The organism is Bradyrhizobium yuanmingense, assembly GCF_900094575.1.
GTDB classification, from domain to species: domain Bacteria; phylum Pseudomonadota; class Alphaproteobacteria; order Rhizobiales; family Xanthobacteraceae; genus Bradyrhizobium; species Bradyrhizobium yuanmingense.
This window is the reverse complement of sequence record NZ_FMAE01000009.1, coordinates 177,618-199,864: the sequence shown is the minus strand read 5'-3', so window position 1 is coordinate 199,864 and position 22,247 is coordinate 177,618. Positions and strand designations below refer to the sequence as shown.

Here is a 22,247-nt window from a genome sequence, read left to right as displayed (position 1 = left end):
TGCCGTCGATCCCAGTGAGCCATGTTTCCACGGCGGAACCGATCCACCTGCCGCCGCCGTTCACATTGGTGCGATTGCGCGAGAGCGGCGACGCTTTTGCCCATGCATGCCGCATCGCACCGGAGAGCGGCGCCGGAACGCTCGTCTATGTCGGCCGCTTCGACCTCGCCGAGTTCGCCGTGGTGCTCGAGCCGGCCGAGCCGTTGCGCAGCGCGCGGCGTGCGTTCTACGCAGGCATGGTTGCGCTCACCGACGCGCTTCGCGCCTATGCACCGCCGAGCAAGCCGATCACGATCGGCTGGCCGGATGCGGTCAGGATCGACGGGGGGCTGGTCGGCGGCGGACGGATGGGTTGGTGTTCCGGAGCTGACGAGGAGGCGCCGCCGCCCTGGCTGGTCTTCGGCGCGATGATACGGACGGTTGCCATGAATGATGACGATCCAGGCGTCCACCCGCTGGCCTCGGCGCTTGACCAGGAAGGCTTTGGCGAGGCGGGCGCGGCGCAGATCACGGAAAGCTTCGCCCGGCATCTGATGCTGGCGCTGGACGGCTGGCGGGTCGACGGCTTCGACAGCGTCGCGCGCGACTATCTCACGCGGATGCCGCGTGAAAGGCAGACGATACAGCGCATAGATGATTGCGGCGACCTCCTGACGCGCCGCATCGGGACGGAGACGATCGAACGAAGCGACCTGGTCCGGGCGCTCGCGGTGCCGTCCTGGCTCGATCCGGCCCTCGGAGGACCGCGCCTGTGAAACTCCTGCGCACGATCGCGCTCGATCCCTCGGACACTTTCGTGTTCGACGTGGCGGCAGAGCCGGGCGAATGGGCCGTTTCCGGCGCCTTCCGCTTCTGGGATTGCGATGGCGCGAAGCTCGAGGGCAAGGCCCGCGCGGCGTTTCGCGGTGGGTTCCTCGGGGTGCAATCCTGGGGCTGGTCGACGCTGGCGCAGATCGTTCCGGCGACCGCGGACGATTACCACGGCCTGGTCGATCTGCTGGCGAGGCAATTGGTCGATCGTTTCGGCGCGCCGGATATGGCGGCGGCGAAAACGGCGGCCGAAGAGGAGGTCGCTTTTGCCCAGTCGCTCTGCAGCCATCCCATCAGCTCGCTTATTGCAGTGCACCGCACCTCGAGCGACGGGGAGGTCCGCGAGTCGTTCCGCCGGCTGCAGCTTCGGGAAGGCCAGGGGCATGGCAAGGCGTTCTCGTTCATCGAGATGGAGGACGACGTCGAGCCGGACGGCGATCTCAGGCTTGCGGATCTCGGCCGGGAGCCGACCGTCCGATGAACGATTTCTGGATCTCCTGTGGTCACCACCTGCTCGATCGCGACGAGGGCGGCGGCCTGCGTGTCACGGACGAATTTCTCAAAGCCTATTTTGCCCGTCCCGAGCTGATGCCGCCGGACGACGCGTGCCCGGTCGAACGCCGGCTGCATCGCGATCTGCTCGCCGACCCGCGCCAGGCCGTCGGCGCCGGCGAGATCGCCGCGATTGCCGATGCTGATGCCAGGGAGAATTGGCAGTTCGTGCTGGCGTTCCGCGATCTTCTGCTGCGGCATCCGACGCTCGAAGCGGCCTATCTTGCCTGGCTCCGCTCAGGGGCGAACGATCTGCCGCCGCTGTTCGTCAACCAGCTCGTGCACGTCATCCTGCGCAACGCGCTCGACGGCTGCGACGACCCGTTCGTGCTGCGCGCGGCCGAATTGTTCTTCCGGATCCAGCGCGTTCTCCCACATGAGCACGCTTTGTTGCTGGGAGACGAGGAGGTCGTCGGCGGCCGGAGCCCGACCCCGGTGCTCTCGCTGATGTCGATGCTCGGCGCCACCACCGATGCGGTGGTCGAGGTGTTGGGCGAGGAGAATGCCGAGGCCTATTGGCACCGGAGCGACCAGTTCGACATGGCCCTCGACCTGACCGCCGACGGCCGCGGACCTGTAGCGCTGGCGCAGGCGATGACGCGTTGGGTCTCCCATCTGCTCGGCATCGATGTCGTGATCGAGCCGCTACGGGCGCTGCACGAGGCGAAGCTGAGCTGGTATGTCGGGCTCGATGCCGATGCCACGAGGCTCGGCGACCGTCTGTGGCGCGGCGAAGAGCTCGGCGAGCGCGACGCCGATCGCGTGCTGGCGCTGTTCCGGCTGACGTTTGCGGATTCCAGCCGTGCCCTCGACGATGTCGGGGATGAGCCGGTCTACCTGATCCTGTCGATGACGGCGGATCAGAAGCTGCGGATGAAGCCACAGAATCTGCTGACCGGGTTGCCGGTGAAGCGGCTGGAGATGGCGACGTGAGCCCCGCGGCATTGCCGTCCCTCTCGATTGCCGTCGGCGTCGTAGTCGAGCGGCGCAAGGCCGACTCGCCTTGGGTCGATTTCATCTGGCGCGGAATTGCTGTCCTGCCGGACGAGCCGTCGACCGAGCCATGGACCGTGCTTCGCGAGCAGGACGGCACGACCCTGTTCTATGCCGGAAGTGCGACCATCGATCTCTATCCGTCGGAGACGGCGCGCTATCGCGACAATCTCGCCTCCGGCGGTCCGAGCATCTGGGTCGTGTTGTCGCCTGCGCAAGGCGTCTGGCCCTATGCAGTCACCGCGGTGACCGCCGACCCCGCCGAGGGCGAAGGCTTTACCGAAGCCGCCGACAATCTCGTCGAGGCCGTGCCGATGCCGGAAGTGCTGCGCGAGGCGATTGAAAGCTTCGTGGCCGAGCACCATGTCGAGCGCGAATTCGTCAAACGCAAGCGGCGCCGTGCCGATCCGGAGGCGCTGGCGCGGCGCGAACATGAAGGCGGAAAGGAATGAGTGAGGAGGACTTCCTTGCGCGTTGGTCCCGCCGCAAACAGCAGTCGCGAGCGGAGCCGGCGAAACCTGCCCCGGCGCAGCCGACGCCGCCGTCCGAGGACAAAGAGGACGAGACGGAGTTCGATCTGTCGAGCCTGCCGTCGATCGACGAGATCAATGCTGCCACCGACATCACGGCCTTCCTCGGCAAGGGGATTCCTCGCGAGTTGAGCCTTGCGGCTCTTCGCCGCGCTTGGGCGACCGATCCCGCGATTCGCGACTTCGTCGGGCTCGCGGAGAATGCATGGGACTTCAACGACCCGACGGCGATGCCGGGATTTGGCCCGCTGGATTGTTCCTCGGAGGAGCTGGCCGCACTGGTCGATCGCATTGTCGGCGGCGTGCGCGAGGCGGCCCAGACTCTTGCTGAGGCGTCGATCGAAACGGCGGATTCTCCGGCGGAATCGCATCAAGCCGATGTGGCACTTGTTTCCAATGTCGTCGAGCCGCCCGATGAGACGCAGCACCTGGCAATCCCTGCTGCAGTGCAACCGACAGTGGGTGAAAGACCTGCGGATTCTGCAGAGCCTGTGAGGTCCCGCACGCATGGTGGTGCACTGCCGCGCTGAACCACGACCAAAGACTATAGGTACAGGCTATGGCAGGCGATTGACCGTTGCTGGAACCCGGATTACGCTACCTACTGCTTTGTAACAAAAGCGATAATCAAGCAGACGGGACTGGGATGGGAGGTCCACGTGCGCGATGACGGACTTGATCGAGCGATCGATGCCGCAGGCGGCATCGCTCAGCTTGCACGCAAAATAGGCATCAGCCAGCCCTCCGTCTCGAATTGGACCCGTGTGCCCGCACAACGGGTGGTTGCAGTCGAAACGGCGACCGGCGTCTCCCGAAACGATCTGCGGCGCGATCTTTACGGTGAGCAAGCCGGCTCCGCCGAGCTCGTCGATCCCATCGATGCGGCGCGCGCGCGGGAATACGTCTTGCTCGCGGCGCTGCTGTCTGCGCCTCCGTCGAAGCGCCTGCTCGATCAGCTCGCCGCGCTCAGCGGAGACGCGACGCCGCTCGGTCGTGCGCATGCGGCGCTCGCCGACGCGGCCTCGAGCGCCGTCCCGTCGAAAGTCGAGCGGGAGTATTTCGATTTGTTTGTCGGGCTCGGCCGCGGTGAATTGCTGCCCTATGCTTCCTATTATCTCACGGGCTTTCTCAACGAACGGCCTTTGTCGCGCCTGCGCGGCGACCTGATGACGCTCGGCATCGAGCGTATCGCCAACGATTCCGAACCCGAAGATCACGCTGCCATCCTGTGCGAGATCATGTCGGGCCTTGCCGATGGCCGCTTCGATGCCTCACACGAGGCGCAGCGCGCCTTCTTCGAAAAGCACGTGTCGCCATGGATGGGGCGGTTGTTCGCCGACATCGAGAACGCGGGGACTGCCCGTTTCTATCGCGCAGTCGGCGCGCTCGGCCGCACTTTCATCGAAATCGAGACGGAAGCATTTACATTCGCCAGCTGACCGAGGCGCTTCGGTCCGGGAGAGATGCGATGAGTGACGAGACGAAATCAAAGGTCGGACGCCGCGATTTCCTGCGCAAGGTCGGCTTGGGTACCGCCGGTGCCGGCGCGGCCCTTGCAACACCGTTGGTCGGGTCCGCCCAGGCCGACAGTGAAACCAACGATGAGAAGCGCAAGGCGCGCTACAAGGAATCCGATCACGTGAAGACGTTCTACCGCGTCAATCGTTATCCGGCCTGAGAGGGAGGCTGCCCGTGCTTATCAAGCGAACACACCAGCGTTCCGATCGCCGCGGTTCCGTCGCCGAATCCCTTGCGGGGCAGGGCGGGGGACTTGATCGCCGCACATTCCTGCGCAAATCCGGTTTGGCCGGCGGCGCGCTCGCCGCGCTCGGGGCCATGCCGGTGGGCAACGTGCGAAAGGCGGAGGCGGCCGCCGCCGGCCCGCTCGCGGCCGGCGCCACCGTCAAGAAGAGCATCTGCACGCATTGTGCCGTGGGCTGCACGGTGACGGCGGAAGTCCTCAACGGAGTCTGGATCGGGCAGGAACCGAGCTGGGATTCGCCGATCAACCGTGGCTCGCATTGCGCCAAGGGCGCCTCGGTGCGCGAGCTCGTGCACAGCGATCGCCGCCTGCGCTATCCGATGAAGCTGGTGAACGGGCAGTGGACGCGCGTGTCGTGGGACACGGCGGTGAACGAGATCGGCGACAAGCTGCTGCAGGTTCGCGAGAAGTCGGGCAGCGATTCGGTCTATTGGCTCGGCTCGGCCAAGATGACCAACGAAGGAGCCTACCTGTTCCGCAAGTTGGGCGCGTTCTGGGGCACCAACAACACCGATCACCAGGCGCGGATCTGCCACTCCACCACCGTCACCGGCGTCGCCAATACCTGGGGCTACGGCGCGATGACGAACAGCATCAACGACATGCGCAACTCCAAGACGATGCTGTTTATCGGCAGCAACGCGGCGGAAGCGCATCCGGTCAGCATGCAGCACCTGCTCGAATCCAAGGAGCTCAACAAGGCGAATTTCATCGTCTTCGATCCGCGCCTGACCCGCACCGCGGCACATGCCACCGAATATGTCCGCATCCGTCCCGGCACCGACATTCCCGTGCTCTACGGCATGATGTGGCACATCCTGAAGAACGGCTGGGAGGACAAGGAATTCATCGCCCAGCGCGTCTACGGCTTCGACGACCTGCGCAAGGAGGTCGAGAAATGGAATCCGCAGGAGGTCGAGCGCGTCACCGGTGTGCCCGCCGCGCAGCTCGAGCGTGTCGCCAAGACGTTCGCGACGGTCAAGCCCGCGACCATCATCTGGTGCATGGGCCAGACCCAGCACACGGTCGGCACCGCCAACGTGCGGGCGAGCTGCATCGCGCTGCTGATGACGGGCAACGTCGGCAAGGCCGGGGCCGGCGCCAACATCCTTCGCGGCCATGACAACGTGCAAGGCGCGACCGATGTCGGCCTCGATATCGTGACGTTGCCGTTCTATTACGGCCTCGCGGAGGGCGCCTGGAAGCACTGGTCCCGGGTCTGGGAGGTCGACTACGACTATCTCGTCTCGCGCTTCGACGAGAAGAAGCAGATGGAGACGCCAGGCATCCCGCTGACGCGCTGGTTCGATGCCGCGCTGTTGCCGAAGGCCGACGTCGCACAGAAGGACAACGTCAAGGCCGTGTTCGTGCAAGGCCACGCCAGCAACAGCATCACGCGCATTCCCGAATCGCTGAAGGGCCTGAAGGCGCTGGAGCTGCTGGTGATCGCCGATCCGCACCCGACCACCTGGGCGTCTCTGGCGGTCGAGGCCGGACGCAAGGACGGCGTCTATATCCTGCCCGTGGCGACGCAGTTCGAATGCGCGGGATCGCGCGTCGCCTCCAACCGCTCGATGCAATGGGGCGAGCAGATCGTCAAGCCGATCTTCGAATCCAAGGACGACCTCGAGATCATCTATCTGCTGGCGAAGAAGTTCGGCTTCGCCGACAAGATGTTCAAGAACATCAAGGTCGAGAACAACCTTCCGGTCCCCGAGGACGTGCTGCGCGAGATCAACCGTGGAAGCTGGTCGACCGGTTATTGCGGCCAGTCGCCGGAGCGCATCAAGGCGCACATGAAGAACCAGCACAAGTTCGACCTGGTGACGATGCGCGCCCCCAAGGACGATCCGGAAGTCGGCGGCGATTATTATGGCCTGCCTTGGCCGTGCTGGGGCTCGCCCGAGGTGAAGCATCCCGGCTCGCCGCTGCTCTACAACAACAATCTGCACGTCATGGACGGCGGCGGCGCATTCCGTCCGCGCTTCGGCATCGAGCGCGAGGAGAAGCTGCCCGACGGCACGACGCGGAAGGTGAGCCTGCTCGCCGACAAGTCCTTCTCCAAGGGATCGGAGATCGAGGACGGCTATCCCGAGTTCACGCTGGCGAGCCTGAAGAAGCTCGGTTGGGACACGGATCTCACCGAGGCCGAGATGGCGACCATCCAGCGGGTCAACCCGGCCAATCCGGATGCGGTGTCCTGGGCGCTCGACCTCTCCGGCGGCATCCAGCGCGTCGCGCTGAAGCATGGCTGCGTGCCCTTCGGCAACGGCAAGGCGCGCATGAATGCGTTCGGTCTACCGGATCCGATCCCGGTGCACCGCGAGCCGATCTACACGCCGCGCGTCGACCTCGTCGAGAAGTATCCGACCTTGCCCGATGCCAAGCAGTTCCGTCTGCCCAACATCGGCTTCTCGGTGCAGAAGGCGGCGGTGGAGAAGGGGATCGCCAAGCAGTTCCCGCTGATCCTCTCCTCCGGACGTCTCGTCGAATACGAAGGCGGCGGCGAGGAAACCCGCACAAATCCGTGGCTCGCCGAATTGCAACAGGACATGTTCATCGAGATCAGCCCGGCTGATGCCGCCGATCGCGGCATCAAGGACGGCGGCTGGGTCTGGGTGAGCGGCGCTGAGAACAACTCGCGGGCCAAGATGAAGGCGATGGTGACCGAACGCGTCGGCAAGGGCGTCGCCTGGATGCCGTTCCATTTCGGCGGCTGGCTCGGCGGTAACGACCTGCGCAAGAACTATCCTGCCGGCACCGATCCGATCGTGCTGGGCGAGAGCGCCAACACGATCACGAGCTACGGCTACGATCCTGCAACCGGCATGCAGGAGCCGAAGGTCACGCTTTGTCAGATCGTCGCAGCCTGAGAGGAGCACGCACATGGCTCGGATGAAATTTCTCTGCGACGCTGATCGCTGCATCGAGTGCAACGCCTGCGTCACCGCCTGCAAGAACGAGCACGAGGTGCCCTGGGGCATCAACCGGCGGCGTGTCGTCACCATCAACGACGGCAAGCCGGGCGAGCGCTCGATCTCGATGGCCTGCATGCACTGCACGGACGCGCCCTGCGCGGCGGTCTGTCCGGTGAACTGCTTCTACACCACGGCCGATGCCGTGGTGCTGCACTCCAAGGACCTCTGCATCGGCTGCGGCTATTGCTTCTACGCCTGTCCGTTCGGCGCGCCGCAATATCCAAAGGTCGGAAACTTCGGCTCCCGCGGCAAGATGGACAAATGCACCTATTGCGCCGGCGGCCCGGAGGCCGACGGCAGCAAGGAGGAATACGCGAAATACGGTGCGAACCGGCTGGCCGAAGGCAAGCTGCCGCTCTGCGCGGAAATGTGCTCGACCAAATCCTTGCTTGCGGGCGACGGCGAGATCATCGCGCAGATCTACAAGGAGCGCGTCATGAAGCGCGGCTATGGCTCGGGTGCATGGGGCTGGAAGACCGCTTATCGCGAGGCGATCGAGTCCTGAGGTGGCAACAGAAGGGCGCGCAAATACCGGGGAGGACGTGATGGCGTCATTTGGAAGGTTCATTCGCCTGGCGTTCGGCGTTTGCACGCTGCTTCTCTTGGCGATGGCGGCGCCTGCGAGTGCTCAGCAGGTCAATCCGACTGCAAGCTCGGTCAAGGAGCAGCAGCTTCTGCAGGAGCTGAACCGGATTCAAGGGCGTGTCAGCATTCCGGATCAGCGGTCCGGCGTTCTCGAGCAGCCGCAGGGGCGGGAATGGCGGGAATTCCGCATGGTGACGCTGCCCTGGATCGGCGGCGTTGCCATCATCGGCATGATCGCCCTGATCATGATCTTCTATCTCACCCGCGGCATGGTTCGGCTGGAAAGCGGCCACTCGGGCCGCACCATCGTGCGCTTCAACGGTTTCGAACGTTTCGTGCACTGGATGACGGCAACCTGCTTCATCATCCTGGCGATCTCCGGCCTCAACGTCACCTTTGGCCGGCAACTGCTATTGCCGCTGATCGGTTTCGAGGCCTTTTCCGAATGGTCGCAATGGGCCAAATACGCCCACAATTATCTGAGCTTCCCGTTCACGCTGGGGGTCGTGCTGATCTTCCTGATGTGGATCGGCGGCAATATCCCCAATAAGGTGGATATCGAATGGGCCAAGCGGGGTGGCGGCCTGATCGGGCATGACCATCCACCGGCCAATCGCTTCAATGGCGGCCAGAAGATGATCTACTGGATCGTCGTGATCGGTGGTGGGCTCGTCGCGGCGAGCGGCTATGCGCTGATGTTCCCGTTCTACGGCACGGGTATCGAAAGCATGCAGATGGCCCAGATCGTCCACTCCATTGTGGCGGTCCTGTTCGTCGCGGCGATGATCGGGCACATCTATATCGGCACCATCGGCATGGAAGGTGCGTTCGCCGCCATGGGCTCGGGCGAAGTCGACGTCAACTGGGCGCGCGAGCACCACAGCCTCTGGCTCGACGAGCAGATGGCGCGAACGGGACCGAACGATGGGCAGCGGCAACCTGCGACCGCAGCGGCCGAATAAAGCGAGCCTGCCGGCCTACCGCAGCTCTTTCGCAAACAAGACGGAGCGGTCCTGCAGCTCCTGCTCGGGAAGCTTGTCGGCCCGTCCCGTCTGCATATCTTGAATGGACGCCATGCCGGGCTGACCGAAATGAGGCACTGGATGCGGCCTGAACACGCTATTGGCCGCACCGGCGAGAAGCATGGCTGCGATTAGCGAGAGCATGAGGAGTTTCATGCGCGTCTCCGTCTGCCATCTCCACCCGGCACGATGAATACATCGGGATCGTCGAATCGGATGTGAGCGGCTTCACAGCAACGGGTTCCAGTTGCGTGGGTCGAGCTCCCCCTGACGACCGTCAACTTCGGCGTCAAACTGGATATCTGCTTGCCAATGCGAGCGCCCATCCCGCATCGGCGCGGTGATCCCGCTGACGCGGAATTCCTCCATCAGGCCCGCCATTTGGCTCGCATTCCGTCGGCTCGTCAGGGGGCAGACCGAAACTGGTCCGGCTCTTGCTCTTGCCAGTATGAGAAATTTTGATAAACGTCATACTGTAAGGGCGAGCGAATGGAACGAGCAGCGATGCGGACTTTGCGGGCGGTCGAGCCCGGAACGGTGGCGCTGCTTGGCGGGCTCGTCGCCGCCAACATCGCCGCATGGGCCTGGGCCTTCACGCTGTTCGGCGACCGGCCGACGGTGATGGCGACGGCCTTGCTGGCCTGGGTGTTCGGCCTGCGTCATGCCGTCGATGCCGATCACATTGCCGCGATCGACAACGTCGTGCGCAAGCTGATGCACGGCGCCGAGACGCCGCGCAGCGTCGGCCTCTATTTCGCGCTCGGCCATTCCACCGTCGTCGTGGTGGCGACCATGCTGCTGGCACTGGGCGTCGTGAGCCTCGGCGGCGACAGCCTGCTCAAGGAGATCGGCGGTCTCATCGGCACCTCAGTCTCGGCCCTGTTCCTGCTTGCGGTTGCCGCGATCAACCTCGTCATTTTCGTCGGCCTGTGGCGGACGTTTCGCGCGGCGCGGGAGCAGGGCGTTCACGATGCTGCGCAACTCGATGCGCTGCTTGCCAGCCGCGGTATTCTGGCCCGGCTGCTCGGCCCGATGTTCCGCCTGGTGACGAAGCCCTGGCACATGTACCCGCTCGGCTTCCTGTTCGGCCTCGGCTTCGACACCGCGACGGAGATCAGCCTGCTCAGCATCTCCGCCAGCGAAGCCGCGCGCGGCGCCTCGCTCGCCGATGTGCTGGTTTTCCCCGCGCTGTTCGCTGCAGGCATGGCGCTGGTCGACACTGCCGATTCCGCGCTGATGGTGAGCGCCTATCGCTGGGCCTTCGTCGATCCCTTGCGCAAGCTCTGGTACAATCTCACGATCACCGGCGCCTCCGTCGCGGTTGCACTGTTCATCGGCGGGATCGAAGCGCTCGGCCTGATCGGCGAGCGGCTCGGTCTCTCCGGCGGCGCATGGGCGCTGATCGAGGACCTCAACGAGTCGCTTGCCAATGTCGGCTTTGTCGTGATCGCGCTGTTTGCGGTCGCATGGCTCGTCTCGGTCGTGCTCTATCGCCGCATGTTCGCAAACGAGCCTCGCCGCGCCGGCACGAAAGTTTTGGAATGCACCGATGCGACCGAGGCGGCCTGAGCACGGTCGTCACGGCGGCGCTTTGACGGCACTCTCGGTCCTGGCGCTGCTCGCGGATGACGGCCGCGCCTTCGCACAGAGCAATGACACCTCACGCGAACTGCCGCCGGTTGAGGTCAGTGGCGGCGCCGCGCCCGGGCGCAAGATGACGGCCGCATCGCGCCGTGCCGCCAGATCGCCCGCGGCCGGTCGCCGCTCTTCCGCGACGGCGCAGGCGTCGGATCCGCGCAGTGCCGGCTCGGGTCCAAGGGCCGCAGCCGGCATGGCCAGCGAGATCACTGTCTCCGGCGACGAGATCAACGCGCGCCCTTTCACACGGCCGGGCGAGGCGCTCGAAGCCGTTCCCGGTCTGATCGTGACGCAGCATTCCGGCGAGGGCAAAGCCAACCAGTATTTCCTGCGCGGGTACAATCTCGACCACGGCACCGATCTGGCGATCATCGTCGACGGCGTCCCCGTCAACATGCGCACCCACGCGCATGGCCAGGGGTATGCCGATCTCAACTGGCTGATCCCGGAAACCATCGCCGCAATGGACGTGCGCAAGGGACCTTACTTCGCCGACGAAGGCGACTTCGCCTCGGTCGGAAGCGTTCACATCGGCCTGATCGACAGCACAAGGCGGCTGGCGCAGGTGAGCGCCGGCAGCTTCGGTTACCGCCGTCTGCTCGGCATGGATTCCGCGAAGGTTGGCGACGGTTCGCTGCTGGTGGCCGGCGAGATCGGTACCTACGACGGCCCGTGGGACAATCCGGACAAATTGCGAAAGCTCAACGGCCTCGTGCGCTATAGCCAGGGCACCGCGACCGACGGCATGTCGCTCACCGGCATGGCCTACGTCAACCAATGGAATGCGACCGACCAGGTGCCGCAGCGCGCCATCACCAGCGGCCTGCTCGGCCGTTATGGTTCGGAAGATCCGAGCGACGGCGGCCATGCCAACCGCTTTGCGCTGTCCGGGCGCATCGCGCAGACCGACGACATCGGTTCATGGAAGGCCAACGCCTATCTGGTGAAGAGCCAGCTCGACCTCTTCAACAATTTCACTTACTTCCTCGACGATCCCGTGCTCGGCGACCAGTTCCACCAGCACGACGACCGCTTGATGGCGGGCGCCAATGTCTCGCGCACGCTGGACGGCTCCTTTGCCGGCCTGCCGATGCAGACCACCTTCGGTCTGCAATCGCGCTATGATGCGATCGACCTCGCGCTCACCAATACGTTCCGGCGCGGCTTCATCGGCAATATCCGCAGCGACAAGGTCGGCGAGGGCAGCGTCGGGGTCTATGCCGAGAACACGGTGCGCTGGACCGACTGGCTCAGGACGACGTTGGGCTGGCGGGGCGATTATTACGCCGCCGACGTCACCTCTCTGTTCAACGCCGCAAATTCCGGTCGCGCCGATGCCGCGCTCGGCAGCCCGAAATTCAGGATGGTGCTTGGTCCGTTCAATCATACGGAATTCTTCCTCGGCGCCGGCTACGGCATGCACTCGAACGATGCCCGCGGTGCGACCACGACGGAGGATCCCACCGATCCCGCGACAAGGCTCACGCCGTCGCCGCTCCTGGTGCGCACCAGAGGCGCGGAGGTCGGGGTTCGCAGCAGGATCATTCCCGGCCTCGACAGCTCTCTCAGCCTCTTCATCCTGGACCAGGATTCCGAGATCCTGTTCGCTGGCGATGCCGGCGACACCTCGGCAACGCGCGCCAGCCGCCGCTACGGCTTCGAGTGGACCAACCACTACCGGCCACGGTCCTGGATCGACATCGACGCGGATCTCGCAATGACGCATGCGCGCTTCCGGGGCTATGACAGCGAGCAGGCCGCGGTCTATGCCTCGCTCGCCGGCTATCCGGAAGCGCAGATCGGCAATGCGCCCGGCAACTACATTCCCAACGCCCCCGCGGTGGTGGCATCGGCCGGAATAACGCTAGGCGAGAAGACCGGCTGGTTCGGCAGCGCGCGCTGGCGCTACATCGGCTCCAGCCCGTTGACGGAGGACAATGCGTTCCGCTCGCGGCCGACCGGCCTCGTCAACGCGCGGCTCGGCTACCGCAGCGAGAACGGCTGGCGCATCCAGTTCGACGTGCTCAATCTCTTCAACAGCAAGGCGAACCAGATCACCTATGCCTATGGCTCGCTGTTGAAGACCGATACGCTCTACAATCTCTGCGCCGCCAATGCCGCACCTGCCGCGGTCTGCGGGAACGGCGTGATGGATTATGTGCTGCACCCGGTCGAGCCGATGGCGTTCCGGGTCACTTTGGCCGGGACGTTTTAGGTTTATCGCGCTGGCGCATTGGGCGACCCGCCAAGGCCTTCACGGTTGCTCGGACATCGTCAGGCGGCCGCGTGCTGAATGGCGCGTCCTGCGCGCGGCGATGGCCGGCACGAGCGTGGGCGATTCCCCGGCGAGACGGAGCGCAAAATAGGCGATGGTCGCTTGAAGGCCGTCCTTCAATGCCACCCTCGGACGCCATCCCAGGATCTTCTCGGCGGCGTCGATCACAGGCTTGCGCCGCCTGGGATCGTCCTTCGGCAGGGGCTCGAAGCGCAGCGGGGACGCAGATTCGGTGCATGCCAGCACCTCACGGGCGATGGCCTCGATCGTGACCTCGTGCGGATTGCCGAGATTGCACGGACCGCTGACCGAGGCGGGGCTCTCCATCAGGAGCTGAAGCCCCCGCACGAGATCGTCGACGAAGCAAAAGCTGCGGGTTTGCGTGCCCTGGCCGTAGATCGTGATCGGCTCGCCACGCAACGCCTGCACGATGAAGTTGGACACGACGCGGCCGTCATTCTCGAGCATGCGCGGCCCGTAGGTGTTGAAGATGCGCGCGACCTTGATCTCGGTCCCGTGCATGCGCCGGTAGTCGAACATCAGCGTCTCCGCGGCGCGCTTGCCTTCGTCGTAACAGGCCCGCGGCCCGATCGGATTGACGTTGCCGAGATAGGATTCCGGCTGCGGATGCACCTCCGGGTCGCCGTAGACCTCGCTGGTGGAGGCCTGAAGAATCCGGGAACCCTTCTGCCGCGCCAGTTCGAGCAGGTTGATCGAGCCGAGCACGCAAGTCTTCATCGTTCCGACCGGATCGACTTGATAATGGCGGGGCGAGGCCGGGCAGGCGAGGCTGTAGATCCGGTCGATCCCGCCCTCGATCTCGATGGAATCGCGTACGTCATGCTCGATGAAGCGGAAGTTCGGATGGTTGAGCAGAGGCCGGATGTTGTCGGTGGTTCCCGTGAACAAATTGTCCAGGCAGATCACCATGCTGCCGCGTTGCAGGAGCGCGTCGCAGAGATGCGATCCGATGAAGCCGGCGCCGCCGGCGACCAGGACCGTCGGCGAGCGGCGGGACGCGTGGATGCGGGTCTGGAGCGTCATGACGTGGCCTTTCAGAGTTGGGCGACCTGCATGGGGCGAACGACGGGGAGTGGCGCCGTCTTGCGGCGGCGCCGCGCGGCTGCCTCGGCGTAATAGGTCTCCAGCTGCCGTGCGCGATGGTCGGGCGTGTGATCGGCGAGAACCCGCCGCCGCGCGTTGTGGGCGATCGTGCGCCGTTGCTCTTCCGGCATGTCGCGCAGGATCTCGACGACCTCGCGCGGGCTGGCTGCCAGCAGGATTTCCTTCGAGGGCGCGAAGATCGTCTCGATCCCGGGCCACCGGTCCGAGATCACGGGCGTGCCGCAGGCGGCGGCCTCGAACAGCCGGACGCTCGGGGAGAAGCCCAGCGCCTTCATGTCGGCGCGGGTGGCGTTCAGCGTGAAACGCTGCGCCGCGTAGAACTCCGGGTGCTGCTTCGGCGAGAGGTGCTCGATCCGCGTAACGTTGGCGGGCCAGGCGATATTGTCCGGATATTGCGCACCGGCGACGACGAATTGATCGCTCGGCAGCGTGCGCGCCGGTGCCAGCAGCAGCTCCTCGAGAACGGGCTGCCGGTCCTCGCTGTAGGTCCCGAGATAGCCGAGCGCCCATTTCGGCGGCGCCTGCTTCGGCGCGTAGATCTCCGCGTCTGCGCTGCAGTAAAGCACACGCGCGAGCGGACTGCCGTAGCTCTGCTCGATCATGCCGGGCACCGGTCCGCCGGTGAACGACAGATAGAGATCGAAGCGCGGGATCATTGCCGCCGAGAGATAGTCGAGGCCTTGCTCGAGCCGCGCCAGAGTGACTGGCGTGTCGATGTCGTAGAACGCGGTGATGCCCCTCGCGTGCGTCGTGGTCCATTCGGCGAGCGCGATCCCGTCAGGAACATAAGAGCCGATGATCACCAGATCGGCATCGCGGATCAGCTTGCCGAACTGGCGCGGAACATCTTTCGAAGAATGGTACAATTCGACAGTCCAGGCAGAGGGCTTGGTCAGGTCGCGGTGATCGCGATACCAGGGCACGTCCCGCTCCAGGAACGTGACGCGGTGACCTCGTCGCGCCAGCGCTTCGATCAGGGCGCGGTAGGTCGTGGCATGACCGTTGCCCCAGGACGAAGTGACCGAAAGACCGATGACGACGATGGAGAGGTTCATTCTGCTGCCTCGATTCGGGAGCTGTGGGCGACGAAGAGATCGTTGAACTGGCGGGCGCGCTGCCGGTAAGTGTGCTGGCTGAGGATGCGTGCGCGGGCGCGGCGGGCGATAGACCGGGCCCGCTCGGGATCGAGCGCGGTGAGGTGCTCGGCCACCTCGGCTCCGTCGGCGGCCACCAGCACCTCGCGGCCGGGTTCGAGGAAATGATCGATGCCGGCCCACTCGTCGGTGATCAGGCAGGCGCCGGCGCCGATCGCTTCGAACACCCGCGTCGGCGGTGAGAAGCCATAGCGCGCCATGCTGTCGCGATTGACGTTGAGCGTGGCGAGCGCGGAGCCGAAGAACGCGTTGTGATCGGCGGTGCCGACATGGCCGACCTTGCGCAGATTGGCGGAGGCGTCCTTGTCGTCCCAGCCGGAGCCGCCGAGCACGAAGGACTTTTCGGGCAGATGGCGTGCAACGTCGAGGAAGAAATGCTCAACGCGCGTCTCGCGGTCGGGCAGGCGGTTCGCCAGCAAGCTGAGATCGCAGGCAAAGCGCGGATTGGGCGGTGACGGAAAATGCGTGGAGGGATCGAGTGCGTTGTAGATCGGCACGCAGTCCCGCGCGCCCACCGATCGATACGCGGAGACGACGGGTTCGCCGCCGCCATAGGTCAGGACCATGTCGTAGTATGGGATCGCGCGACGCAGATGATGCTGCGGATCGCTTTCCATCGCCTCGAGCGTGGCGGGAGCATCGACGTCCCAATAGATCCGCGTCAGCCGCGAGGGCAGCGCGGCGACGGCGTTCTCCAGCTCGAGATCAAAGACGCCGACGCCGCTGGCCTTGACCAGCATGTCGGCCGATTGTGCGGCGGTGTCGAGCGCGCGGCGCCAGCCGTCGGCGGTCGCGGGATAGACCACCACCCTGGCCCAATCCGGCTCGTCGATGTCGCGATGCGACTGGCGGTCGAAGGCGTCGGGTTCGTAGAAGGTGACCTCGTGGCCGAGCGCCGCGATCTCCTTCAGCATGCCACGGTAGTAGGTGGCAGCGCCGTTCCAGTAGGACGAGACGAGGCTGGATCCGAAGAAGCAGATCTTCATGCGACGGCTCCGATGTCGTGCTGAGGCCGTGCCGAGCGGCTGGAATCCCTGAGGTCGGTGACGATGTCGATGAGCTGCTCGGCGCGGTGGCGGCAGGTATGACGATCCCTGATGACCTTCAGGCCGGTCGCCACCATCGCGGCAGAGAATTCCGGATCGTCGATGACGGACCGAAGCGCATGCTTCATCTGTTGGCCATCGCCAACGCTGAGATAAGCGCCCTCGGGGAACAGGCCTTCCTCATCCGACCAGGGTGCCGAAACCAGGGGAATGCCGCAGGCCAGCGCCTCGAAGACGCGGATGGTCGGGATGCCCGGAAGCAGGGCGACGTAAGGCCCGCGCGGCACATGGATGGTCGCGCGCGCGCCCGCGAAGGCGACGGGGGCCCAGTGCGCCGGCAGCCAGCCGCCATAGCGGATGCCTGCGCTCCTGATGGTGCGGAGCGCATCATCCGAATAGCGCACGCCATGGACGCTGGCGCGGAGCTTCATCTCCGCCACGGGCTCGACCAGGAACTCGGTCAGCTCGGCGCTGCGCTCGCCGTCGCCCCAATTGCCGATCCAGACCAGATCGTCGGTCCGCTCGACCTGGGGCAACGGGTGATACAGCGCAACGTCCGCTGCCTCGTGCCATGTGAAGACCCGGTCTGCCCAGCCGAGCTTCAGATAGATCTGCCGAAGCACCTCGCCGAAGGCGAGCACGCCGTCGAATCCGTCGAGATCGAATTGCGCAAGCTCGTCGGGCGCGCTGACCGCACGGTGATGGGTATCGTGAAAGAGCAGGGTGAAGGACCCGCCTTGCACCCGCCTGCGCCCGATCTGCGCGATGAGATCGGGCGAATTCCATTCATGCACGATGACGAGATCCGCGCCATCAAGCGCCCGCTCGAGATCGAGGCTGGTGTCGTAGCGGCGGATGTCGATGCCGGGGAAGAGGGCGGGAATGTCCTCCATCGCATGACTCCCTCCTTCGCGAATGGCGTTCAGGCGGCTCCAGCCGTCGATGGGCTCGAACACGACCACCTCGTGCCCGAGCGCATGGAGCTCGCGCGCATAGCCACGCAGGAAATGCGCGTTGCCGTTGTTCCAGCAGGAGGTGAAGGCATGATAGAATAGGACGCATTTCATGCGCGCACCTCGATCTGGCTGGCCGCGGCGCTCTTCCGGCGCGATGCGATCAGGTCCCGGTAGAGACCGAGATAGGCGCTCGTCGTGCGCGTCAGCGAATAGGTCAGGGATTGCTCATAGGCAGCGGTCTGCAGCTTTGCTCGACCCATATCGTCAGCGCAAAGCTCTGCCAGAGCCCGGTGCAGCGCCTCGCTGTCGGCGGGATCGACGAACAAGGCGGCGCCGCGCCACAATTCCCTGAAGGTCGGGATGTCAGAGAGGACCAGCGCGCAGCCGGCGGCGGCGGCTTCCAGCACCGAGAGACCGAACGGTTCATAGAGTGCGGGGCTGACGAAGATCGCTGCATGCTGCAGGCGCGTCTCCAGCGCCGCGTGCGGCAGCTCTCCGAGCCAGGTGATACCCGCTGGCAGGCGTGCTTCGATAGGACCGGCCACCTCGACCGGCCAATCCAGCCCAGGCGCGGCGGCGGCGAGCGCTTCGATGTTCTTGGCTCGGTCCCACAGCCGTCCTGCCGCGAAAATCAGGTCCTGCTTTCGCCCAGACGGGGCGCGTGGCGAAATTCCGTTCCAGATCACCGCGCCGCGCGATCGCGGCTGGTAGATCGCCGTGATGTCGTCGTGGAAGGCCCGGCTCGGACAGACCCAGGCCTGCGCCGCGTCGAGCGCGGCGGCGACCCGCTCGCTGTAGCGGCGCCATTTGGGCTCGCCAAGCCAGGCCGTATCGTGGCAGGCGAGTGCCCACGAATTTACGCAGGAATGCGCCACCAGCACGGTCGGGGCCTGCCATGCAAAGGTCGCCTCGCGAAAGCTGTTGAGATGCACAACGTCGGGCATCAATCTGGCTTCGAGCTTCGCAAGCACGCGCCTTGCGTCGGAAACGTTTTGGCCCTCCGGGTCCTGCCATTCGAGTGCGAGGTCCGTCTCGATCAGGTGAACGCTGGTCTCGTGCAGCATCTGACGCTGATCGACGCGCGCCCGCGGGCCCAGCGTCACCAGCGTGACGTCGGCCCCGGACGCAGCGAGACTTGTGGCGAGGGCGCAGGAATAGGTCCACACGCCGCCAACCGTGTCGGTCGTCATCATGATCCTGATGTCGGCGCCACGGTTCATGAGGCCACCTGGACTTCGAGGCTGTCGAGTGGCACCGGGCGACCGTTCTGCACGTCGCTGAACTGGTCGAACATCGCGAGATAGTGCCGGTGTGCGCGCTCCCAGGCGACATCGTCGGGCTCGCCCCAGAGCTTGCGGTAGTCGGGAGAGCCGGGATAGGGGTAGAGCGGCACCGGATCGTTGGCCCAGACGCCGGCATCCTGCATGGTGCGGCGCCAGCGCTGCACCACGGGATCGTCGTCCTCGGGCACCTCGATCAAATTGGCCTGCACGAAGGGGACGTGGCGGCGGGCTTCGACCAGCCGGTCGGCGAGCTGATCCGTCGTCATCTTGCAATTCTTGGCGAGGGCCGCGCGCCCTTCCACGGTGAGGCTCTCGATGCCGGCTTCGATCGAGACGCAGCCGGCGCGCCCGAGCAGGGCGAGCATGTCGGGCTTCCAGAGGTCGATCCGCGTCTGCACGCCGAACTTCAGCCCGCGCGTCGTCAAGCCTTCCAAAAGTTCGCGATTGGGAAGAAAGATCTCGTCGATGAAGTAGACGTACTCGATGCCATGGCGGCGCAGACGATCGATCTCTCCGAGAATGACGGCGGGTGGCCGCTTGCGATAGGCGTTGCGGAAATTCTCCTTGGCGCAGAACGTGCAGTTGTAGGGGCAGCCGCGCGAGGCCTCCACCTCGGCGCCCGGTGCGGTCGGCGCGGCCTCGAAGCGGTGATGATGGTGATGGTGACGCCGGATCATCTCGTCAGGCCAATCGAGCGCGGGCTGATCGTTGAAGGCGACCGCCTGCGGGCCGCCATTGACCCGGAGCGACGCACCGTCGGCGAAGCACAGGCCGGGAAAGTCCCGCTCGCCATTGGCGAGACGCAGCAGGGACGCCTCGCACTCGCCCATCACGACGATATCGACGCCGAGCTTCTTCAGCGCGGTCTTCGGCGTGGTCGAACCATGCGGGCCGACCGCGATCAGGGTCGGCGCAAGGTCCCGCACCGCGATGGCGAGTTGCTGCGGCACGCGCAGCTCGGGCGGCGCGCAGCGCCAGAACAGATAGGTCGGTGCGGTGGTGAAGACGATCTGGCCGGGACGAAAGGCGCGCAGCTCGGCCTCGATGTCGCGGAGGGAGAGATCGAACATATGCGCATCGAGCAGCAACGTGTCGTGGCCGGCCGCCTTCAGATAGTGCTGGGAGATGCCGAGCTCGAGCGGCAGGTGAGGCGAGCGGCAGCCGAAATAGATGCTGCCCGAAAAGTCCCAGTTCGGATTGATGAGGGCGACCCGCGTCATGCCAGGGCCTCGCTTCTATTCTGTGATCCGAAGCGGCTGTCGAGCCAGGTGTGGAGCGAGCGCAGGCCATCGGCGAGGAGCATTTGCGGCGTCCAGCCGAGCGCGGTGGCGAGCGCCCGCGTGTCGGTTACGTACCAGGGCTGATCGCCCGGTCGCCAGTCCGCAAAGCGATAGCTGAGCTTGCGGCCCGTCAGCTCGGTGATGCGGTCGATCAACTCGAGCAGGCTGATCGCATTCGCCGGACCGCCGCCGAGATTGAAGACGCGCCCGCGCGCCAGCGCGATGTGGTCGAGCGCCGCGAGCCAGGCGCTCACCGCGTCCGACACGTGCAGCGCGTCGCGGACCTGCTTGCCGTCGCCATAGATCGTCAGCGGATTGCCGCTTATGGCGCTGAGCAGGAAGTGTGCGATCCAGCCCTGGTCCTCGGTGCCGAATTGCCGCGGCCCGTAGATGCAGCTCATGCGCATCACCACGGTCTGCAGCCCGAACACCCGGGCATAATCGTGGACGTATTGATCGGCGGTGCCCTTGGAGCAACCATAGGGGCTGTAGAAATCGAGCGGGGCGTTCTCCGAAATGCCGCCGGCGAGCAGATCGTTGACCGGCGTGTAGCGACGGCCGGTGAGCGCGATCTCGCTGTCCTCGATCAGGCGCCCGTAGACCTTGTTGGTCGAGGCGAAGATCACTGGCGCTGAGGCGTTGTGCAGGCGGACGGCTTCGAGCACGTTCAGCGTGCCACGGGCGTTGATCTCGAAATCGGCCGAGGGATCGCTGACGCTGTCGGTGACGGCGACCTGGGCCGCGAGGTGCAGCACGGCGCGTGCCTCGCGCACGGCGTCGATCACCGGAATGGGGTCGCGGATATCGGCCACCGTGATCGCGACGCGCTCGCCATGCCGGGATTTCAGCCATTGCGCGTTCTCGCGCACGCCGGCGCGGGCGAGATTGTCCAGCACCAGCACACGGTCGCCGCGCTCGGCCAGACGGTCGGCGAGATTGCAGCCGATGAAGCCGCAGCCGCCGGTGACCAGGACAGGTCTGTTGTCTTGTTCACTCATCACGCGACCAACCCTCGTTGCAGCAGCTCACGGGTCGCCCGCTCCGCCTGATCGTCGGCGATCTGGTCGGCGAGGTACCCGGCGAGCTCTTCGAGCCCGTCCTTGAACGCGACATGCGGCTCGAAGCCGAGCAGGTCGCGTGATTTGCCGATGTCGGCGAAGCAGTGCCGGATGTCGCCAGCACGGTATTTCCGTGTGATCTCGGCAGCGATCTCACACCGTCCCATCACCTGGGCAAGATCCTCGGCTACCGACAGAATGGTGCGGCTCTGGCCCGAGCCGACGTTGAAGACGTCCTGGGCGTGGTCGGATTCGAGCGCCATGCGGCAGGCGCGGGCGACATCGTGCACGTGGACGAAGTCGCGCCGCTGCAGGCCGTCTTCGAAGACGAGCGGCGGCCGGCCATTGAGCAGCCGCGCGGCGAAGATGGCCAGCACCCCGGTATAGGGATTCGACAGCGCTTGCCGCGGACCGAACACGTTGAAGAAGCGCAAGCCGACCGTCGGAATGCCGTAGGCCTTGCCCGTGATCAGGCACATCCGCTCCTGCGCATATTTGTTCAGCGCGTAGATCGAGCTCAAAGACGGCTGCTTGGTCTCAGGCGTAGGCACGGGATCGAGCGCATGGCCTGCATGATCCCGCAGTTCCCACTCTCCTTGGCGAAGCTGCCCGATCGGTCGTTCGTCGCAAGCCACGACGTTGCCGACGGCATCACGATACAGGCCCTCGCCGTAGATGCTCATCGAGGACGCCACCACCAGCCGTGCGACCGGTCGCTTCGCCAGCGCCTGCAGCAGCACGGCGGTGCCGAGCTCGTTCGTCCTGACATAGGGCTCGATGTCGTACATGCTCTGGCCGACGCCGACGGCGGAGGCGAGATGCAGGACCATGTCGGCGCCGCGCAAGGCCTGTTCGACGGCGACGCTGTCCGTGACGTCGCCGACCACGAGCTCGGCATCGTCCGCGAGATAAGCGGGCCGCTGACGGTTGCCGCCATGGACCTGCGGAGAGAGATTGTCGAGAAGGCGGACCTCATAGCCAGCCGCAAGCAGCACGTCGGCCGTATGCGAACCGATGAATCCCGCGCCTCCGGTAATCAATACTCGCGTCATTCACCGCTCCGTGCCGCATGGGACCGATCCGTTCGGGACCAGCCGATGATGAGAGTTGAAGCGCGCCTTTGCTTGGTCGGGCGACCTGCGCGCCAGTCACGTCTGGGAGTTAGAAGCGGTGCAAGGAATGTTCGTTCCTGCGAAACCT

Annotated in this window: 22 protein-coding genes; 12 read left to right on the top strand and 10 right to left on the bottom strand. The window is 65.3% G+C overall.

What is annotated here, in order from left to right; translation table 11 throughout:
• Nucleotides 1–14: 14 nt before the first annotated feature.
• The 10 genes from GA0061099_RS30110 (at nt 15) to GA0061099_RS30065 (ending at nt 9,172) form a co-directional block, all read left to right on the top strand.
• Nucleotides 15–755, top strand: coding sequence for a biotin/lipoate--protein ligase family protein (locus GA0061099_RS30110; RefSeq protein ID WP_036023628.1), 741 nt, complete (start codon nt 15–17; stop codon nt 753–755).
• Nucleotides 752–1,291: a DUF6505 family protein gene (locus GA0061099_RS30105; RefSeq protein ID WP_036005125.1), complete on the top strand. Its 540-nt coding sequence runs from the start codon at nt 752–754 to the stop codon at nt 1,289–1,291. Before GA0061099_RS30110 ends, GA0061099_RS30105 begins: the two co-directional genes overlap by 4 nt.
• On the top strand, nt 1,288–2,295 hold the full coding sequence (locus GA0061099_RS30100) for a DUF6352 family protein (RefSeq protein ID WP_036023630.1): 1,008 nt from the start codon (nt 1,288–1,290) through the stop codon (nt 2,293–2,295). Before GA0061099_RS30105 ends, GA0061099_RS30100 begins: the two co-directional genes overlap by 4 nt.
• Complete coding sequence (locus GA0061099_RS30095) at nt 2,292–2,807, top strand: DUF3305 domain-containing protein (RefSeq protein WP_036023633.1); 516 nt, start codon at nt 2,292–2,294, stop codon at nt 2,805–2,807. The genes GA0061099_RS30100 and GA0061099_RS30095 overlap by 4 nt, the downstream gene beginning before the upstream one ends.
• Nucleotides 2,804–3,415 carry a DUF3306 domain-containing protein gene (locus tag GA0061099_RS30090; protein WP_036023636.1) on the top strand — a complete coding sequence of 204 codons (612 nt, stop codon included), beginning with the start codon at nt 2,804–2,806 and terminating at the stop codon, nt 3,413–3,415. Before GA0061099_RS30095 ends, GA0061099_RS30090 begins: the two co-directional genes overlap by 4 nt.
• Before the next feature lie 129 nt (nt 3,416–3,544).
• Nucleotides 3,545–4,324 carry a molecular chaperone TorD family protein gene (locus tag GA0061099_RS30085; RefSeq protein ID WP_036023638.1) on the top strand — a complete coding sequence of 260 codons (780 nt, stop codon included), beginning with the start codon at nt 3,545–3,547 and terminating at the stop codon, nt 4,322–4,324.
• Nucleotides 4,325–4,353: 29 nt separating this feature from the next.
• Complete coding sequence (locus GA0061099_RS30080) at nt 4,354–4,563, top strand: twin-arginine translocation signal domain-containing protein (RefSeq protein ID WP_036023641.1); 210 nt, start codon at nt 4,354–4,356, stop codon at nt 4,561–4,563.
• A 14-nt stretch (nt 4,564–4,577) separates the two neighbouring features.
• Complete coding sequence (locus GA0061099_RS41445) at nt 4,578–7,520, top strand: formate dehydrogenase subunit alpha (RefSeq protein WP_036005108.1); 2,943 nt, start codon at nt 4,578–4,580, stop codon at nt 7,518–7,520.
• A gap of 13 nt (nt 7,521–7,533) precedes the next feature.
• Nucleotides 7,534–8,130: a formate dehydrogenase FDH3 subunit beta gene (gene fdh3B, locus GA0061099_RS30070; protein ID WP_036005105.1), complete on the top strand. Its 597-nt coding sequence runs from the start codon at nt 7,534–7,536 to the stop codon at nt 8,128–8,130.
• 40 nt (nt 8,131–8,170) lie between these two features.
• Nucleotides 8,171–9,172, top strand: a complete 1,002-nt coding sequence (locus tag GA0061099_RS30065) for a formate dehydrogenase subunit gamma (RefSeq protein WP_036023646.1) — start codon at nt 8,171–8,173, stop codon at nt 9,170–9,172.
• A 15-nt stretch (nt 9,173–9,187) separates the two neighbouring features.
• Here GA0061099_RS30065 and GA0061099_RS30060 read toward each other — a convergent pair whose 3' ends face one another.
• Complete coding sequence (locus GA0061099_RS30060; RefSeq protein WP_036023649.1) at nt 9,188–9,388, bottom strand: hypothetical protein; 201 nt, start codon at nt 9,386–9,388, stop codon at nt 9,188–9,190.
• Nucleotides 9,389–9,460: 72 nt separating this feature from the next.
• Entirely contained in the window at nt 9,461–9,613 is a 153-nt protein-coding gene (locus tag GA0061099_RS41440) for a hypothetical protein (RefSeq protein ID WP_156447252.1), read from the bottom strand.
• A 108-nt stretch (nt 9,614–9,721) separates the two neighbouring features.
• On the opposite strand from GA0061099_RS41440, the gene GA0061099_RS30055 reads away from it, so the two are divergent.
• Complete coding sequence (locus tag GA0061099_RS30055) at nt 9,722–10,801, top strand: HoxN/HupN/NixA family nickel/cobalt transporter (protein ID WP_050995897.1); 1,080 nt, start codon at nt 9,722–9,724, stop codon at nt 10,799–10,801.
• A complete protein-coding gene (locus GA0061099_RS30050; protein WP_036023651.1) occupies nt 10,782–13,085 on the top strand; it encodes a TonB-dependent receptor in 2,304 nt (767 codons plus the stop codon). Before GA0061099_RS30055 ends, GA0061099_RS30050 begins: the two co-directional genes overlap by 20 nt.
• Before the next feature lie 39 nt (nt 13,086–13,124).
• Here the strand turns inward: GA0061099_RS30050 and GA0061099_RS30045 are convergent, their stop codons facing one another.
• The 8 genes from GA0061099_RS30045 to GA0061099_RS30010 are packed head-to-tail and all read right to left on the bottom strand — an operon-like array spanning nt 13,125 to nt 22,099.
• Nucleotides 13,125–14,189 (bottom strand): UDP-glucuronic acid decarboxylase family protein, encoded by a 1,065-nt coding sequence (locus tag GA0061099_RS30045; RefSeq protein ID WP_036023654.1) that lies wholly within the window; start codon nt 14,187–14,189, stop codon nt 13,125–13,127.
• Between the two features lie 11 nt (nt 14,190–14,200).
• Nucleotides 14,201–15,325, bottom strand: a complete 1,125-nt coding sequence (locus GA0061099_RS30040) for a CgeB family protein (RefSeq protein ID WP_036023657.1) — start codon at nt 15,323–15,325, stop codon at nt 14,201–14,203.
• A complete protein-coding gene (locus tag GA0061099_RS30035; RefSeq protein ID WP_036023658.1) occupies nt 15,322–16,410 on the bottom strand; it encodes a CgeB family protein in 1,089 nt (362 codons plus the stop codon). Before GA0061099_RS30035 ends, GA0061099_RS30040 begins: the two co-directional genes overlap by 4 nt.
• Nucleotides 16,407–17,537 carry a CgeB family protein gene (locus GA0061099_RS30030; protein ID WP_036023660.1) on the bottom strand — a complete coding sequence of 377 codons (1,131 nt, stop codon included), beginning with the start codon at nt 17,535–17,537 and terminating at the stop codon, nt 16,407–16,409. The genes GA0061099_RS30035 and GA0061099_RS30030 overlap by 4 nt, the downstream gene beginning before the upstream one ends.
• Nucleotides 17,534–18,646 (bottom strand): glycosyltransferase family 4 protein, encoded by a 1,113-nt coding sequence (locus tag GA0061099_RS30025; RefSeq protein WP_036023662.1) that lies wholly within the window; start codon nt 18,644–18,646, stop codon nt 17,534–17,536. The genes GA0061099_RS30030 and GA0061099_RS30025 overlap by 4 nt, the downstream gene beginning before the upstream one ends.
• Nucleotides 18,643–19,929 carry a TIGR04295 family B12-binding domain-containing radical SAM protein gene (locus GA0061099_RS30020; protein WP_036023664.1) on the bottom strand — a complete coding sequence of 429 codons (1,287 nt, stop codon included), beginning with the start codon at nt 19,927–19,929 and terminating at the stop codon, nt 18,643–18,645. Before GA0061099_RS30020 ends, GA0061099_RS30025 begins: the two co-directional genes overlap by 4 nt.
• Nucleotides 19,926–20,987 carry an SDR family NAD(P)-dependent oxidoreductase gene (locus GA0061099_RS30015; RefSeq protein ID WP_036023667.1) on the bottom strand — a complete coding sequence of 354 codons (1,062 nt, stop codon included), beginning with the start codon at nt 20,985–20,987 and terminating at the stop codon, nt 19,926–19,928. The genes GA0061099_RS30020 and GA0061099_RS30015 overlap by 4 nt, the downstream gene beginning before the upstream one ends.
• Nucleotides 20,987–22,099, bottom strand: coding sequence for an NAD-dependent epimerase/dehydratase family protein (locus GA0061099_RS30010; protein ID WP_036023669.1), 1,113 nt, complete (start codon nt 22,097–22,099; stop codon nt 20,987–20,989). Before GA0061099_RS30010 ends, GA0061099_RS30015 begins: the two co-directional genes overlap by 1 nt.
• Between the last annotated feature and the right edge of the window lie 148 nt (nt 22,100–22,247).

Bases quoted from the DNA above. Each gene is read 5' to 3' on its own strand.
- GA0061099_RS30100 (WP_036023630.1), top strand. From the start codon at position 1,288: ATGAACGATTTCTGGATCTCCTGTGGTCACCACCTGCTCGATCGCGAC.
- GA0061099_RS30065 (WP_036023646.1), top strand. From the start codon at position 8,171: ATGGCGTCATTTGGAAGGTTCATTCGCCTGGCGTTCGGCGTTTGCACG.
- GA0061099_RS41440 (WP_156447252.1), bottom strand. From the start codon at position 9,613: ATGGCGGGCCTGATGGAGGAATTCCGCGTCAGCGGGATCACCGCGCCG.
- GA0061099_RS30055 (WP_050995897.1), top strand. From the start codon at position 9,722: ATGGAACGAGCAGCGATGCGGACTTTGCGGGCGGTCGAGCCCGGAACG.
- GA0061099_RS30090 (WP_036023636.1), top strand. From the start codon at position 2,804: ATGAGTGAGGAGGACTTCCTTGCGCGTTGGTCCCGCCGCAAACAGCAG.
- fdh3B (WP_036005105.1), top strand. From the start codon at position 7,534: ATGGCTCGGATGAAATTTCTCTGCGACGCTGATCGCTGCATCGAGTGC.
- GA0061099_RS30025 (WP_036023662.1), bottom strand. From the start codon at position 18,646: ATGAACCGTGGCGCCGACATCAGGATCATGATGACGACCGACACGGTT.
- GA0061099_RS30040 (WP_036023657.1), bottom strand. From the start codon at position 15,325: ATGAACCTCTCCATCGTCGTCATCGGTCTTTCGGTCACTTCGTCCTGG.
- GA0061099_RS30015 (WP_036023667.1), bottom strand. From the start codon at position 20,987: ATGAGTGAACAAGACAACAGACCTGTCCTGGTCACCGGCGGCTGCGGC.
- GA0061099_RS30030 (WP_036023660.1), bottom strand. From the start codon at position 17,537: ATGAAATGCGTCCTATTCTATCATGCCTTCACCTCCTGCTGGAACAAC.
- GA0061099_RS30060 (WP_036023649.1), bottom strand. From the start codon at position 9,388: ATGAAACTCCTCATGCTCTCGCTAATCGCAGCCATGCTTCTCGCCGGT.
- GA0061099_RS30045 (WP_036023654.1), bottom strand. From the start codon at position 14,189: ATGACGCTCCAGACCCGCATCCACGCGTCCCGCCGCTCGCCGACGGTC.
- GA0061099_RS30080 (WP_036023641.1), top strand. From the start codon at position 4,354: ATGAGTGACGAGACGAAATCAAAGGTCGGACGCCGCGATTTCCTGCGC.
- GA0061099_RS30035 (WP_036023658.1), bottom strand. From the start codon at position 16,410: ATGAAGATCTGCTTCTTCGGATCCAGCCTCGTCTCGTCCTACTGGAAC.
- GA0061099_RS30020 (WP_036023664.1), bottom strand. From the start codon at position 19,929: ATGACGCGGGTCGCCCTCATCAATCCGAACTGGGACTTTTCGGGCAGC.
- GA0061099_RS30050 (WP_036023651.1), top strand. From the start codon at position 10,782: ATGCGACCGAGGCGGCCTGAGCACGGTCGTCACGGCGGCGCTTTGACG.
- GA0061099_RS30010 (WP_036023669.1), bottom strand. From the start codon at position 22,099: ATGACGCGAGTATTGATTACCGGAGGCGCGGGATTCATCGGTTCGCAT.